Here is a 14,296-nt window from a genome sequence, read left to right as displayed (position 1 = left end):
CGCGCTCAGCCCAGGCGTGAGGCCGTCTCGCGCAAATGGGCGAAGGCGCCTTTGGCGGCGTCGACCAGCGCCTCCGGGCCGCGCGGTCGCTTGCCGCGCATGCGGGGCTCCTTGGGCGCCTCGTCGCGCATCAGCCGCGGCTGGGCGAGATGCGGGGCCACGCCCTCGCGCATCACGGCGCGGCGCAACGGGCCGAGCGCCGTCATGGCGATGAAGCCCGCGCCGCGAAGGAGGTCGATCGGCAGATAGGGGACGATCAGCGAGCGATTGAGCAGATCGACGCCATGGGTGCGGAAGCCGATATCGGCCCGCCGATGCACCTCGTAGCGCATCAGCGCGCGCGCGAGCTCCTTGGGATTGCGCAGATCGACGCTGGCGAGGCAATCCTCGAGATCGGCGACGTCGCGCAGGCTGAGATTGAGGCCCTGCGCGCCGATCGGCGGAAACACATGGCAGGTCTCGCCGACCAGCGCGAGACGCGGCGCCGTCAGCCGCGACACTTGCAGCCCGCCCATGCGGAACTCGCCGATGCCGCTCTCGATCGTGATGGAGCCGAGCTTCTCGCGCGAATAATCCTCCATCTCGTATTGCAGCTCGTCGCGCGGCTTGGCGAGGCGGCGCTTGGCGTCGCGCGGGCTCATCAGCCAGACCAGGCTGGAGCGATGCTCCGCGCCCTCGCGCGGCGGCAGCGGCACCAGAGTGAAGGGGCCGGAGCGCGTGTGAAATTCGGTCGAGACATTGTCGTGCGGCAGCTCGTGACGCAGCAGAGCGGTGAGCGCCACTTGCGGATAGGTCCATTCCTTCGTGTCTATGCCGGCGGCGGCGCGCGCCTTGCTGCCGCGCCCATCGGCGGCCACGATGAAATCGGCCTCTATGCGGCGCCCGTCGGCGAGAATCGCCGCGGCGCCATCGTCCTCGAATTCATAATCGGCGATGTCGCTTTCGATGATCTCGAAGCCCTGCGTGGCGCGCGCGTGCTCGAGCAGAATGGCGGTCAGCTCGTCATTGGAGACATTGAGGCCGAAAGCCGGAAGATCGATCTCTTCCGACCGCATGACGAGATCGGGCACGGGGAGGAGCTGATCCGTGTCGTCGACCATTTGGATCGTCTCGATCGGACAGGCGGCGGCGCGGACTTTCTCCAGCACGCCGATCGAATCGAGAAAGCGCACCGAGGCCTCGAACAGCGCGATTGTGCGGCCCGGCAGAGGCGGGGGGAAGCGCCCGGCGAGCGTCACGCGCCAGCCGGCGTTGGCGAAGGCGAGGGCGGCGGCTATGCCCGTGGAGCCGGCCCCGGCGACGAGAATTTGCGTGTCGATCGCGGGGCTTGCGCCCGCCAATGTCTCGGCCATGTGCTGCGTCTCCGTTTCGGGAATCCTTCTACACCATGGGGAGGGGAAGGCGAAGCCGCCCACCGGCGGCTTTCCGCCGCTGCCCGAAAATCTGTTGGCTTTGTCGTCTGCGTCAATCCATGGTCGCAATCGACGCGGATTTTGCGGCGCGAAGTCATTCGGAGAAAATCATGGTGAAGGCGATACGCATTTACGAGACGGGCGGGCCGCAGGTTCTGCGCTATGAGGAAGTCGAGCTTCCTGCGCCGGGTCCGGGCGAGGCGCAGATCGTCCAGAGGGCGATCGGCGTCAATTATATCGACGTCTATCTGCGCAGCGGCGCCTATCCCGCCGATCTTCCCTTTATTCCGGGCTATGAGGGCGCCGGCGAGGTGGTCGCGCTCGGCGAGGGCGTCGACGAGGTCGAAATCGGCGAGCGCGTGGCCTATGTCGGCCCGCTCGGCGGCTATGCGGCGGCGCGCAATATTCCCGCCGCCTCGCTGGTGAGGCTGCCCAAGTCCTTTTCCTTCGAGACCGGCGCCTCGATGATGCTCAAAGGGCTCACCGCGCAATATCTGCTGCGCCGCACGTTCAAGGTGAAAGAGGGCGACCGCATTCTCGTCCATGCGGGCGCGGGCGGCGTCGGCCAATTGCTCTGCCAATGGGGAAGCGCGCTCGGCGCGCATGTGATCGCCACCGTCGGCGACGAGGAGAAGGCGAAGATCGCCAAAGAAGCCGGGGCGGCGCATACGATTCTCTATCGCAGCGCGGATTTTGTCGCCGCCGTGCGCGAGATCACAAACGGCAAGCTCTGCGACGTCGTCTATGACGGCGTCGGCCGCGATACTTTTCCGGCTTCGCTCGATTGCTTGAAGCCTTTCGGACTTTTCGTCAGCTATGGCTCCGCCTCGGGCAAGATCGAGGCTTTCGACATAAATCTCCTGTCGCAAAAGGGCTCGCTCTTCGCGACGCGTCCCTCGCTCTTCGCGCATATCGCGCGGCGCAAGGACCTCGAGAAGATGACGAGCCAAGTGGTGCGCGCGATCAAGAAGGGCGTCCTGCGGCTCGAGCGGCCAGCGCTCTATCGGCTCGAGGACGCTGCTCTCGTCCATGCCGACCTCGAGGCGCGGCGCACCACAGGCGCGCTCGTGCTCATTCCCTGAGCCTTGTGCCGGCAGCCGCTGCAAAATCTTCATCTGTGTGACATTTTTAGCACAGGCGCGCCGCAGCGGCTTCGGTCGCAGAATTTAGGGGGTTGAATTTGCGGGCGCTGCCGAATCGCGTCGGTCGGCCCCGCCCGCTCGGGCGGCGCTCGAACGGGGCCGTGTGGCCGGTTCTCCTGGCCGAGCCTGGACAAATGCGACCTTTTATGCCGGGCGCTGCGACGAGGAATCGGATAGGCTCCAAAATCGTTCCGGCTTTGAGGTTCCTCCCACCTCCCGATGGGCCGGGACCCACTCTCAAAACCCGGCGTTCTCGCCGGGTTTTTTTCTGCTCGCGGCGTGCCGCGCCGCGGCGCCCATTCCGCCTTTTTCTTTGCGCAATAAGGCCTTATCTCACCGCTCCAGATCATGGAGCCGGGCGCGAGCGCGGTCTTCGCCCTGCGCTTTCGCATCTGCGCGGTTGCATTCCGGGCCAAAACGACACATTCTGACAAGCGCGGCGCCAGCGCCGCGAAGCATGAGGGTCATAAGCTGACGACAAGTCTCCCAGGGGCGGCGCGCGCGCCGTCTCAGCCGGCTTCCGGGCCGATCGGCCAGATCACCGGCTCCATCGTCCAAAAAGTCCTCACCAGCCTCGACGACTCCAAGGCCGAGGACGTCATCTCCATCGATTTGCGCGGCAAGACGTCGATCGCCGATGACATGGTCATCGCGACCGGCCGTTCGACCACGCATGTCGGCGCCATCGCCGACAGAGTGCTCAAAGCCTGCAAGGAGGCCGGCCTCGTCGCTCCGCGCGTCGAGGGGCTGCCGCAGTGCGACTGGGTGCTGATCGACGCGGGCGACGTCATCGTCCACATTTTCCGACCTGAGGTGCGTCAGTTCTACAACCTCGAGAAAATGTGGGCCGGCGCGCGGCCGAGCGAGCTGCGCGCGGTCTGACCGCCTGAGGGCGAAACGGGACAGGACGGCATTCGCCGCGAGCGCGAATGTCCGTAAGAGAACATGCGTCTCGGAATTCTCTGTGTCGGTCGGCTAAAGGCTGGCCCGGAGCGCGAGCTCTACGCACGTTACGCCGCCCGCGTCGCGGCGATGCGAAATCTCGGGCTCGCGGGGCTCGATCTCCTGGAAATCGACGAGAGCCGGGCGCGCAATCCGGCCGAGCGCATGGCGCAGGAAGGCGACGGAATGCTCGCCGCCCTGCCGGCGGGCGCGCGCCTCGTCGTCTTCGACGAGCGGGGAAAGCCGGCCAGCAGCGTCGATTTCGCGGCCATGGTCGAAAGCGAGAGAGACAAAGGCGTAAAATCGCTGTGGTTCGCGATCGGCGGCTCTGAGGGGCTGGCGCCCGCCGTGCGGGACAAGGCCGGCGCCGTCTTTTCCTTCGGGCGCATGACGCTGCCGCATCAGATCGTGCGAATCCTCGTCGCCGAGCAGATCTATCGGGCGACGACCATTCTTTCCGGACACCCGTATCATCGCGCCTGAGGCGCGCTTCGTCCTTGTGATTTATTCACCACGACGACATGAAGATTGCATCCGCCGGTCGGCCGGGTTCAGAGCGAGAGGAGCGACATGACCGAGCCGCCGCTGATACGCTTCGTCGTCTGCGTCGGCGACGTCTGCGACCGCGATGGACGCGGGAGCGCGCTGCATGAGCGCTTGAGCGAGGCGCTCGATATCGATTTCGGCAAAGGGATTGCCGCTGGCGAGATCGCCTGCGTGAGGCGCAGCTGCCTGCGCCATTGCTCGCGAGGAATCCCCATGGTCCGCATAGAGCCGTCCGGCGACGTTCACGCCGATCCAGACATCGAGCATATGCTCGATCTCGTGGAGGAGGCGCTCATCGGCTGAGCGGCGCCTCTACGCTTTCGCTTCGGCGCGTTTCCAATTGCTGAAAACGCTTTATTCGTCGCCGACCTTGGCCGGCTTCAGCACCACGGGGCGCAGCAGGAAGGACGGAATATGGTCGCCGAGGCCAATGACCGGCGGCCCATCGTCCTCATGCTGGCGCGTCGTCGGCCTGCGGTCGCGGCGATCGCCATAGGTCGGCGGCCGCTCGGGGCGGGGTCGCGCAGCAGGGTGGGTCTCACGCTCTTGCCTCGGCTCGCGCGCCTGTCTCGGCTCGCGTTCCGCCCGGGGCTCGCGTTCTTGCCGCGGCTCCCGCTCTGGCCGGGGCTCGCGCTCTTGTCTGGGCTCCCGCTCTTGCCGGGCCTCGCGGCGCGGCTCGCGTTCCGCCGTGGAACGGCGTCCTCCGCGCTCGCCGCTGCGTGCGCTGCGTCCACGCCCGCGCGATTCGCGCGCCGGCGCCTCGGACGGCGGCGGCAGCTCGTCGAGGCCGGGGCCTTCCCAATCGATCTTATTGCCGATCAGCGTCTCGATCTGATCGAGATATTTGCGGTCGTCATCGGTGACGAGGGTGAAGGCCGTGCCGGAACGGCCGGCGCGGCCCGTGCGGCCGATGCGATGGACATAATCCTCGCTATGCGTCGGCACGTCGAAATTGAAGACATGGCTGACGTCGGGAATATCGAGGCCGCGCGCCGCGACATCCGAGCAGACGAGAAGATTGACGTCGCCATTCTTGAAGGCGTCGAGCGAGGCCATGCGGGCGAGCTGGTCCATGTCGCCATGCAGGGCGCCGGCGGAGAAGCCGTGCTTGTCCAGGGAGCGATGCAGGATCGCGACATCGCGCTTGCGATTGCAGAAGATGATCGCGTTCTTGAAGCTGTCCGCGCCGCGGATGATTCGGCGCAGCGTCTCGCGCTTCTCGGCATGGCCATGCGTGGCGATGAGCGCCTGGCGGATCGTCGCCGCGGTCGTCGAGGCGCGGGCCACTTCGACACGCACAGGATTGTGCAAGAACGCCTCGGTGAGGCGCGTGATCTCCGGCGGCATCGTCGCGGAGAAGAATAATGTCTGCCGCGTGAACGGCACCAGCTTGCAGACGCGCTCTATGTCCGGGATGAAGCCCATGTCGAGCATGCGGTCGGCCTCGTCGATGACGAGGATCTCGATATTGGTGAGCAGCAGCTTGCCGCGGTCGAAGAAGTCGAGCAGACGGCCGGGCGTCGCGATCAGCACATCGGCGCCGCGCATGATCTTGGCTTCCTGATCTCCAAAGGAGACGCCGCCGATCAGAAGCGAGACATTGAGCTTATGATTTACGCCATATTTGGCGAAGCTCGCCTCGACCTGCGCGGCGAGCTCGCGCGTCGGCTCGAGAATCAGCGTGCGCGGCATTCGCGCGCGTGCGCGGCCTTGCTCGAGCCGGCACAGCATGGGCAGCGTGAACGCCGCCGTCTTGCCTGTGCCCGTCTGGGCGATGCCCAGAATGTCGCGCCCCTGCAGCGCGGGGGGAATGGCCTGTTCCTGAATGGGCGTGGGCTGGGTGTAGCCGGACGCCTCAACGGCCGCGAGGACCTTTTGGGAAAGGCCGAGTTCGTCGAAGTTCATCAATGGTCCTGGTCGCGGCTTTCATGACATCTGGCAAGGGAAGGGCGCGCGAATGCCGCGGGGGCGCGCGTCGTCCTCGAGAGGCGGGGCCGTCGCAAATCGACGGATATGTCCGCTGGCGTTCTGCTCGACGATCCGGGGAGCAAGACGCGCGCCATGCTTGAAGCCGAACGCGCCGAATGTCAATGAATTTGACGCGGGCCATCGCGAGCGGCGCCGCGCCGCTGCGGATGTTTTCGTTGAAGCTTCGCCTTATTTGGCCTCCGCCCCGCAGGGCGAGACGGGCGCGACGGCTTTTTGAGCGGGCGAGATCGAGCCGGTGGCGGCGTGATCGACGCCGACGAAGCCGATGCGATGCATGACCTGAGTCGCCACGCTCGGCTGCGACGCCGCGAGCTGCGCGCGGCCACGCTCCTCCTTATGGACAAAAGCGATGAGCGGCAGCTCGCCGTTTTGTAACTTTGCCGACAGCAGATTGGCCCCGAGCACGCAGGCGAGCGCCAGCACGGCCGACCCCAAGGCAACTTTTTCGACGAGCCTACCAGCCGTGTCCCGCCGAAACCGATCGAGCATCGACATTCGCGCCTCTTTTCAATCGCGCGCCTCGCGTATGAGCGGGGCGACATTAGGCGCCGGGAGTAAAGGACGCGTTTACGCTCATGGTTTTCAATAAGTAGACGGATGCGGCGCGCCGCCGCGGGGCGGAATCGAGACATTGGCGGCGCCTTTTGGAAACCGCGTCGGTCGCCGAATGCGCCGCCGCGGCGCGCTCACTTGTTCGCTCGCCGCGGCACATTATGTCCTAGGCGTATTGTTGAAGGAGGCGGCGCGCCCGAGGCGCCGCATCCGGGGCGCGCTTCGGACTTTTTCGGCGATTTCAGCTTTTCGGGTCTTGCCAATGCTCCCGCGAGAAAGAAAACTCGGCGCTACCCCGCTTCGACCGCGCCGCGAAAGCCGACCAGGGGCTCGCGGCACAGAGAATGCTACGCAGATGTCAGCCGGGCCTTTCGCGGGCGAAACATCGGAAAGGGGAATGAGGAAAGCCGAGGTGACCGTGATCGATGATGATCTTACGCTCGACAGCCGGTTTGCGTCCGCCATGGACGCTGACGGCGCGCCTCCCCACGCGGGCGGGAAAGAGCCTCGCAAAGGCGGCGGCGACGGTGGGCCGGGGTCGGGAACGGCGCTGATCACCCGCACGCGGACGCAGACGCGACGGCCCAACATGTATCGCGTCTTGTTGCTCAACGACGACTACACGACCCAGGAGTTCGTGGTCATCGTTCTGCGTAAATATTTCAACAAGAGCCTGGAAGAAGCCACTCGGATAATGCTGCACGTGCATAATCACGGCGTCGGCGAATGCGGCGTCTACACCTATGAGGTGGCGGAGACGAAAGTCACGCAAGTGATGGATTATGCGCGCAAGCACCAGCATCCGCTTCAGTGCATCATGGAAAAGAAGTGAGGGCGGACGATCGATGCCGACATTCTCGCGCAACCTGAAGCAGTCACTCGACCGCGCGCTCGCCTCGGCGAGGGAGCGGCATCATGAATATGCGACTTTGGAGCATCTGCTCCTCAGCCTCATAGACGACCAAGACGCGGCGGCCGTGCTGCGCGCCTGCTCGGTCGATCTCGATCTGCTCGCCAAAAATTTGCGCGAATACATCGATCACGAGCTGGACAATCTGGTCAATGAATCGGCAGGCGACTGCAAGCCGACCGCCGGCTTCCAGCGCGTCGTGCAGCGCGCCATCATCAGCGTGCAGTCCTCCGGTCGCGAGGATGTGAGCGGCGCCAATGTTCTGGTCGCGCTCTTCGCCGAGCGCGAGAGCCACGCCGTCTATTTCCTGCAGGAGCAGGATATGACGCGCTATGACGCGGTCAATTACATCAGCCACGGCATCGCCAAGCGGCCGGGCCTCTCGGACGGCTCGCGCGCGCCGCGCGGCGTCGAGGACGAGGCGGAGCGGGGCGAGGGACGCGAGGGGCGCGAGGGCGAGCAGCGCAAGAAGGAAGGCGCGCTCGAGGCCTATTGCGTCAACCTCAACCGCAAGGCGCGCGACGGCCGCATCGATCCGCTGATCGGCCGCGAGTCCGAGGTGCTGCGCACCGTGCAGGTGCTCTGCCGCCGGCAGAAGAACAATCCGCTGCTGGTCGGCGATCCGGGCGTCGGCAAGACGGCCATCGCTGAAGGTCTCGCTCGCAAGATCATTCAGAACGAGGTTCCCGAGGTGCTCTCCGGCGCGACGGTGTTCGCGCTCGACATGGGCACGCTGCTCGCCGGCACGCGCTATCGCGGCGATTTCGAGGAGCGGTTGAAGCAGGTCATCAAGGAGATTGAGGCGCATAAGAATGCGATCCTCTTCATCGACGAGATCCATACGGTGATCGGCGCCGGCGCGACCTCCGGCGGCGCGATGGACGCCTCCAATTTGCTGAAGCCCGCGCTGGCCCAGGGCACGCTGCGCTGCATCGGCTCGACCACCTATCGCGAATATCGCCAATATTTCGAGAAGGACCGCGCTCTGGTGCGGCGCTTCCAGAAGATCGACGTCAATGAGCCGTCGATCCCGGATGCGGTGGAGATCGTCAAGGGCCTCAAGCCCTATTTCGAAGAGTTCCACAAGATCCGCTACACCAATGAGGCGTTGAAGGCCGCGGTGGAGCTTTCGGCACGCTACATTCACGACCGCAAGCTGCCGGACAAGGCGCTCGACGTGATCGACGAGACCGGCGCCGCGCAAATGCTGGTGCCGGAGTCCAAGCGCAAGAAGACGATCGGCCTCAAGGAGATCGAGACCACGATCTCGACCATGGCGCGCATCCCCGCCAAGACCGTCTCCAAGGACGACGCCGAGGTGCTCGCCCATCTCGACGAGACCTTGAAGCGCGTCGTCTATGGACAGGACAAGGCTGTCACGGCGCTCACCTCGGCGATCAAGCTGGCCCGCGCCGGCCTGCGCGATCCCGAGAAGCCGATCGGCTGCTATCTGTTCTCCGGCCCGACCGGCGTCGGCAAAACGGAGGCGGCGCGCCAGCTCGCCACCTCGCTGGGCATAGAGCTGATCCGCTTCGACATGTCGGAATATATGGAGCGCCATACGGTGAGCCGGCTCATCGGCGCGCCTCCCGGCTATGTGGGCTTCGATCAGGGCGGCCTGCTGACGGATGGCATCGACCAGCATCCGCATTGCGTGCTGCTGCTGGACGAGATCGAGAAGGCGCACCCCGATCTGTTCAACATCCTTCTGCAGGTGATGGACCACGGCAAGCTGACCGATCACAATGGCAAGCAGATCGACTTCCGCAATGTGATCCTCATCATGACGACCAACGCCGGCGCCGCCGATCTCGCGCGCAAGCCGATCGGCTTCACGCGCGGCAAGACGCATAGCGCCGAGGACAATGAGGCGATCAATCACCTCTTCGCCCCGGAGTTCCGCAATCGTCTCGACTCGATCGTCCATTTCGGCCATCTGCCGGAAGAGGTGATCGCCCGCGTCGTCGACAAATTCATCCTGCAGCTCGAGGCGCAGCTCGCCGACCGCAATGTCACGATCGAGCTCTCCGACGAGGCGCGGTCCTGGCTCGTCGAGCATGGCTATGATCAGGCCATGGGCGCGCGTCCGATGGGCCGTGTCATCCATACGCATATCAAGACGCCGCTTGCCGATGAGGTTCTCTTCGGCCGGCTGAAGAATGGTGGCGCCGTGCGCGTGGTGGTGGTGACGGATGACAGCGGCTCCAAGACGCTGGGCTTCGTCTTCCCCGAGGGGCCGGTGCTGCCGCGTCCCGAGCGTGATATCGTCGAGGCCGGCAAGAAGCGGGCGGCGGAGAGCGGCGCCGAGCCGCGCAAAAGCCGCAAGGCGAAGGACGGCGACGGCGGCAAGGATTCGGGCAAGACCGAGCCGGCTCCGCGCAGCGCCAGCGCGCGTCCGCGCAGTGTTCCAGAGACGCCGCTCAAGAGCTGAGCGCGCGATCCCTCACGGGATGTTAATCACTTCGATCGTATTCTCGAAGCCGGGCTATGCCCGGCTTCGTCATTTGCGCGCTCCCGCGCTTCTGTCCGAGCTCGAGGTGAGAACATAGATGCGCGTGGCGATCGTTCACTATTGGTTCGTCGGCATGCGCGGCGGGGAGAAGGTCGTCGAAGCTCTGATCCGGCTCTATCCGCAGGCCGATCTCTTCGCCCATGTCATCGATCCGTCCGCTGTCTCGCCGACGATCCGCTCGCGCCCGATCACGACGAGCTTCATTCAGTCGCTTCCGCGCGCGGCGAAATATTACCGGCAATATCTGCCGCTCATGCCGCTCGCTTGCGAGCAGCTCGATCTGCGCGGCTATGATCTCGTCATCTCGAGCGAGTCCGGTCCGGCTAAGGGGATCATCCCGCCGCCGGAGGCGCTGCATGTCTGCTATTGCCATTCGCCCATGCGCTATTTGTGGAACATGTACCATGAATATCGCGAGGAATCCGGCCGGCTCACGCGCCTATTGATGCCGCCGCTCGCCCATTATCTACGCAATTGGGATGCGCTGTCGGCGACGCGCGTCGATCATTTCATCGCCAATTCCACGACGGTCGCGCATCGCGTCGAGCGCTATTATCGCCGCTCCGCCGATATCGTGCATCCGCCCGTCGCCGCCGACGCCTTCTCCATCGCGCCTCCGCAAGAGATCGGCGATTATTATCTGATGGTCGGCGAGCTCGTCGGCTATAAGCGGCCGGATCTCGCCATCGACGCCTTCAATGCGAGCGGCAAGAAGCTCGTCGTCATCGGCGGCGGCTCCAATCTGGAGGCGATCGCCAAGCGCGCCGGCCCGACAGTGTCCGTGCTCGGCCCGCAGCCTTTCGACGTTCTGATGCGGCATTATTCGCGCTGCCGCGCGCTGATCTTTCCGGGTGAGGAAGATTTCGGCATCGTGCCGCTCGAGGCGATGGCGAGTGGACGGCCGGTGATCGCTTTCCGCCGCGGCGGGGCGACCGAGACCGTTGTCGAGAATGAGACAGGCGTCTTCTTCGATACACAGACGATCGAAGCGCTGAGCGAGGCGATCGCGCGCTTCGAGCGCATGGAATTCTCGCCCGAGCGCATTCGCGCCCACGCACTCGGCTTCGGCGAGGAGCGCTTCTTGCGCGAGATGCGCGAGAAGATCGATTCTTATTTCGCTGCGCGCGACGCGAAGCGCTGAGGAAGAGCGAGCCTGAAGGCTCGCTGTCCAGGGCGTCGATCGGACGTGAGTCCTCAGCTTCGCAAGGCGGGTCCTATTGCTCTTGCGCGGCGCGCTTGCGTTTCGGCGCGGGCGCCTCTTTCGTCGCTTTGGCTTTCTCCGCGCGCGGCGGACGGCGCTTCAGCACCTCGTCGAGATAGCGGCCGGTGTGGCTGCGCTTCGCCGCGACGATATCGGCGGGCGGACCAGCCGCCACGATCTCGCCGCCGCCATTGCCGCCCTCGGGTCCGAGATCGATGATCCAATCGGCCGTCTTGATGACCTCGAGATTATGCTCGATGACGACGACGCTATTGCCCTGATCGACGAGCTCGTGCAGCACCTCGAGCAGCTTGGCGACATCGTGGAAATGCAGGCCCGTCGTCGGCTCGTCGAGAATATAGAGCGTGCGGCCCGTGGAGCGGCGCGCCAATTCCTTGGCGAGCTTCACACGCTGCGCCTCGCCGCCGGAGAGCGTCGTCGCCTGCTGGCCGACGCGAATGTAATCGAGGCCGACGCGCTTCAGCGTCTCCATCTTGTCGCGGATCGCCGGCACGGCTTTGAATAAGACGGCTGCTTCCTCGACCGTCATGTCGAGCACATCGGCGATGGACTTCTCGCGATATTTCACTTCCAGCGTCTCGCGATCGTAGCGCTTGCCCTTGCAGACGTCGCAAGTGACATAGACGTCGGGCAGGAAGTGCATCTCGATCTTGATGACGCCGTCGCCCTGGCAGGCTTCGCAGCGGCCGCCTTTCACATTGAAGGAGAAGCGCCCCGGCGCATAGCCGCGCGCTTTTGCCTCGGGAAGGCCGGCGAACCATTCGCGGATCGGCGTGAAGGCGCCGGTGTAGGTCGCGGGGTTCGAGCGCGGCGTGCGGCCGATCGGCGATTGGTCGATATCGATGATTTTGTCGATATGCTCGAGTCCGTCGATCTTGTCGAAGGGCGCCGGATGCTCATGCGCGCCATTGAGGCGCCGCGCCACTGCTTTATACAGCGTCTCGATGACGAGCGTGGATTTGCCGCCGCCGGAGACGCCAGTGACGGCGGTGAAGAGTCCCAAGGGAATCTTCGCCTCGACATTTTTGAGATTGTTTCCGCGCGCGCCGCTGATCTTCAGCCAGCGGCCGGGGTCGGGCTTGCGCAGCGCATGGCGCAAGGTCACTTGCTTCGCGCCGGTCAAATATTGGCCGGTGAGCGAATTGGGATCGTCCATAATCTCCTGCGGCGCGCCTTTGGAGACGATATGGCCGCCATGCACGCCGGCGCCGGGGCCGACATCCACCACATAATCGGCGGAGAGAATGGCGTCCTCGTCATGCTCGACGACGATGACGCTATTGCCGAGATCGCGCAGCCGTCGCAGCGTGTCGAGCAGACGATCATTGTCGCGCTGATGCAGGCCGATCGACGGCTCGTCCAGCACATAGAGCACGCCGGTGAGGCCGGAGCCGATCTGCGAGGCGAGGCGAATGCGCTGGCTCTCGCCGCCGGACAAAGTGCCGGAGGCGCGCGAGAGCGTCAGATAATCGAGGCCGACATCGACGAGGAAGGTGAGGCGGTCGCGTATTTCCTTCAATATGCGATGCGCGATCTCATTGCGCTTGGCGTCGAGCTTCTCCGGCAGAGCGCGGAACCAGTCGAGCGCCGCGCGCACGGAGAGGTCCGACACTTCGCCGATATGAAAGCCGTCGATCTTCACGGCGAGCGCTTCCGGCTTCAGGCGATAGCCGAGGCACGCCTTGCAAGGTTCGGCCGACATATAGCGGCCGATCTCCTCGCGCGCCCATTCGCTGTCCGTCTCGAGGAAGCGGCGCTGCAGATTGGCGACGACGCCTTCAAAAGGCTTTTTCACATCATAGGCGCGCGCGCCGTCGTCATAGGAGAAGCGGATCTCCTCCTTGCCGGAGCCATGCAGCAGCACGTCGCGCACCGATTGCTCGAGCTTCTCGAACGGCGTGTCCATGCGGAATTTATAGTGACGGCCGAGCGACTCCAGCGCTTGCCCATAATAGGGCGAGGAGGATTTCGCCCAAGGCGCGATGGCGCCTTTGCGCAGCGAGAGCTTGGGATCGGGAACCACGAGATCGGGATCGATCACCTGCTCTTGGCCGAGGCCGCTGCAGACGGGGCAGGCGCCGAAAGGATTGTTGAAGGAGAAGAGTCGCGGCTCGATCTCGGGAATGGTGAAGCCGGAGACGGGGCAGGCGAATTTCGACGAGAAGACGATGTGATCCGCGGCATAATGCGTGGAGGCGTAGGCGGCGGGCGTCGCCGCCGCAGGGGCGTCGCCGCCTTCGGCGCGCTTGCTTTCGGCGAATTCCACCACGGCGAGGCCATTGGCCAATTCCAGCGCCGTCTCGAAACTATCGGCGAGGCGCGCTGCAATGTCGGAGCGCACCACGATGCGATCGACGACAATGTCGATATCGTGCTTCAATTTCTTGTCGAGCGGCGGCGTGTCGGCGATCTCGTAATAGACGCCGTCGATCTTCAGACGCTGAAAGCCGCGCTTGGTATAGTCCGCGATCTCTTTTTTATATTCGCCCTTGCGGCCGCGCACGACGGGCGCGAGCAGATAGAGCCGCGCGCCTTGCGGCAGCGCCAACACGCGATCGACCATTTGCGAGACGGTCTGGCTCTCGATCGGCAGGCCGGTCGCCGGCGAATAGGGAATGCCGGCGCGCGCCCACAGCAGGCGCATGTAATCGTGAATCTCCGTCACCGTGCCGACGGTGGAGCGCGGGTTTTTCGAGGTCGTCTTCTGCTCGATGGAGATGGCGGGCGAGAGGCCGTCGATCTGATCGACGTCCGGCTTCTGCATCATCTCGAGGAATTGCCGCGCATAGGCGGAGAGCGACTCGACATAGCGGCGCTGGCCCTCGGCATAAATCGTGTCGAAGGCGAGCGAGGATTTGCCCGAGCCCGAGAGGCCGGTGAAGACGACGAATTTGTCGCGCGGAATGACGAGATCGACATTCTTGAGATTATGCTCGCGCGCGCCGCGAATGGAGATCACCTTGCCGTCGAACAGCTCGTCGAGAGAGGCTTGGGCGGCGGATTTTTTCGAGCTTCGCATGGGCACGACCAGAACTGGAGCGGCGGGCGGTCTCACCCTCCCCTGTGAGG

Annotated in this window: 11 protein-coding genes; 7 read left to right on the top strand and 4 right to left on the bottom strand. The window is 64.7% G+C overall.

What is annotated here, in order from left to right:
- Window positions 1-5: 5 nt before the first annotated feature.
- A complete protein-coding gene (locus EDE12_RS11730) occupies window positions 6-1,352 on the bottom strand; it encodes an FAD-dependent monooxygenase (protein WP_026598880.1) in 1,347 nt (448 codons plus the stop codon).
- Between the two features lie 170 nt (window positions 1,353-1,522).
- On the opposite strand from EDE12_RS11730, the gene EDE12_RS11725 reads away from it, so the two are divergent.
- From EDE12_RS11725 to EDE12_RS11710, 4 genes are all read left to right on the top strand, one after another.
- Window positions 1,523-2,494, top strand: coding sequence for a quinone oxidoreductase (locus tag EDE12_RS11725; RefSeq protein WP_026598879.1), 972 nt, complete (start codon window positions 1,523-1,525; stop codon window positions 2,492-2,494).
- 597 nt (window positions 2,495-3,091) lie between these two features.
- Window positions 3,092-3,436 (top strand): ribosome silencing factor, encoded by a 345-nt coding sequence (gene rsfS / locus EDE12_RS11720; RefSeq protein ID WP_024880307.1) that lies wholly within the window; start codon window positions 3,092-3,094, stop codon window positions 3,434-3,436.
- Between the two features lie 63 nt (window positions 3,437-3,499).
- Window positions 3,500-3,979, top strand: coding sequence for a 23S rRNA (pseudouridine(1915)-N(3))-methyltransferase RlmH (rlmH, locus tag EDE12_RS11715; protein ID WP_026598878.1), 480 nt, complete (start codon window positions 3,500-3,502; stop codon window positions 3,977-3,979).
- An 87-nt stretch (window positions 3,980-4,066) separates the two neighbouring features.
- Complete coding sequence (locus EDE12_RS11710) at window positions 4,067-4,345, top strand: (2Fe-2S) ferredoxin domain-containing protein (protein WP_026598877.1); 279 nt, start codon at window positions 4,067-4,069, stop codon at window positions 4,343-4,345.
- A 51-nt stretch (window positions 4,346-4,396) separates the two neighbouring features.
- On the opposite strand, the gene EDE12_RS11705 is transcribed toward EDE12_RS11710, so the two are convergent.
- Together EDE12_RS11705 and EDE12_RS11700 are read right to left on the bottom strand one after the other, a co-directional pair.
- Window positions 4,397-5,947 carry a DEAD/DEAH box helicase gene (locus tag EDE12_RS11705; protein ID WP_134188089.1) on the bottom strand — a complete coding sequence of 517 codons (1,551 nt, stop codon included), beginning with the start codon at window positions 5,945-5,947 and terminating at the stop codon, window positions 4,397-4,399.
- A gap of 252 nt (window positions 5,948-6,199) precedes the next feature.
- Window positions 6,200-6,466 (bottom strand): hypothetical protein, encoded by a 267-nt coding sequence (locus tag EDE12_RS11700; RefSeq protein ID WP_026598876.1) that lies wholly within the window; start codon window positions 6,464-6,466, stop codon window positions 6,200-6,202.
- A 580-nt stretch (window positions 6,467-7,046) separates the two neighbouring features.
- On the opposite strand from EDE12_RS11700, the gene clpS reads away from it, so the two are divergent.
- The 3 genes from clpS (at window position 7,047) to EDE12_RS11685 (ending at window position 11,146) form a co-directional block, all read left to right on the top strand.
- Complete coding sequence (gene clpS / locus EDE12_RS11695) at window positions 7,047-7,415, top strand: ATP-dependent Clp protease adapter ClpS (RefSeq protein WP_024880302.1); 369 nt, start codon at window positions 7,047-7,049, stop codon at window positions 7,413-7,415.
- A gap of 13 nt (window positions 7,416-7,428) precedes the next feature.
- Window positions 7,429-9,924, top strand: coding sequence for an ATP-dependent Clp protease ATP-binding subunit ClpA (gene clpA / locus EDE12_RS11690; protein WP_026598874.1), 2,496 nt, complete (start codon window positions 7,429-7,431; stop codon window positions 9,922-9,924).
- A gap of 118 nt (window positions 9,925-10,042) precedes the next feature.
- On the top strand, window positions 10,043-11,146 hold the full coding sequence (locus EDE12_RS11685) for a glycosyltransferase (protein WP_024880300.1): 1,104 nt from the start codon (window positions 10,043-10,045) through the stop codon (window positions 11,144-11,146).
- Window positions 11,147-11,219: 73 nt separating this feature from the next.
- Here the strand turns inward: EDE12_RS11685 and uvrA are convergent, their stop codons facing one another.
- Complete coding sequence (gene uvrA, locus EDE12_RS11680) at window positions 11,220-14,246, bottom strand: excinuclease ABC subunit UvrA (protein ID WP_026598873.1); 3,027 nt, start codon at window positions 14,244-14,246, stop codon at window positions 11,220-11,222.
- Between the last annotated feature and the right edge of the window lie 50 nt (window positions 14,247-14,296).

The sequence above is a fragment of the Methylosinus sp. sav-2 genome, assembly GCF_004366495.1.
Taxonomy (GTDB): domain Bacteria; phylum Pseudomonadota; class Alphaproteobacteria; order Rhizobiales; family Beijerinckiaceae; genus Methylosinus.
The sequence above is the reverse complement of the archived record's forward strand: the minus strand, read 5'-3'. Positions and strand labels throughout refer to the sequence as shown.

Bases quoted from the DNA above. Each gene is read 5' to 3' on its own strand.
- EDE12_RS11730 (WP_026598880.1), bottom strand. From the start codon at position 1,352: ATGGCCGAGACATTGGCGGGCGCAAGCCCCGCGATCGACACGCAAATT.
- EDE12_RS11725 (WP_026598879.1), top strand. From the start codon at position 1,523: ATGGTGAAGGCGATACGCATTTACGAGACGGGCGGGCCGCAGGTTCTG.
- rlmH (WP_026598878.1), top strand. From the start codon at position 3,500: ATGCGTCTCGGAATTCTCTGTGTCGGTCGGCTAAAGGCTGGCCCGGAG.
- EDE12_RS11710 (WP_026598877.1), top strand. From the start codon at position 4,067: ATGACCGAGCCGCCGCTGATACGCTTCGTCGTCTGCGTCGGCGACGTC.
- EDE12_RS11705 (WP_134188089.1), bottom strand. From the start codon at position 5,947: ATGAACTTCGACGAACTCGGCCTTTCCCAAAAGGTCCTCGCGGCCGTT.
- clpS (WP_024880302.1), top strand. From the start codon at position 7,047: ATGGACGCTGACGGCGCGCCTCCCCACGCGGGCGGGAAAGAGCCTCGC.
- clpA (WP_026598874.1), top strand. From the start codon at position 7,429: ATGCCGACATTCTCGCGCAACCTGAAGCAGTCACTCGACCGCGCGCTC.
- EDE12_RS11685 (WP_024880300.1), top strand. From the start codon at position 10,043: ATGCGCGTGGCGATCGTTCACTATTGGTTCGTCGGCATGCGCGGCGGG.
- uvrA (WP_026598873.1), bottom strand. From the start codon at position 14,246: ATGCGAAGCTCGAAAAAATCCGCCGCCCAAGCCTCTCTCGACGAGCTG.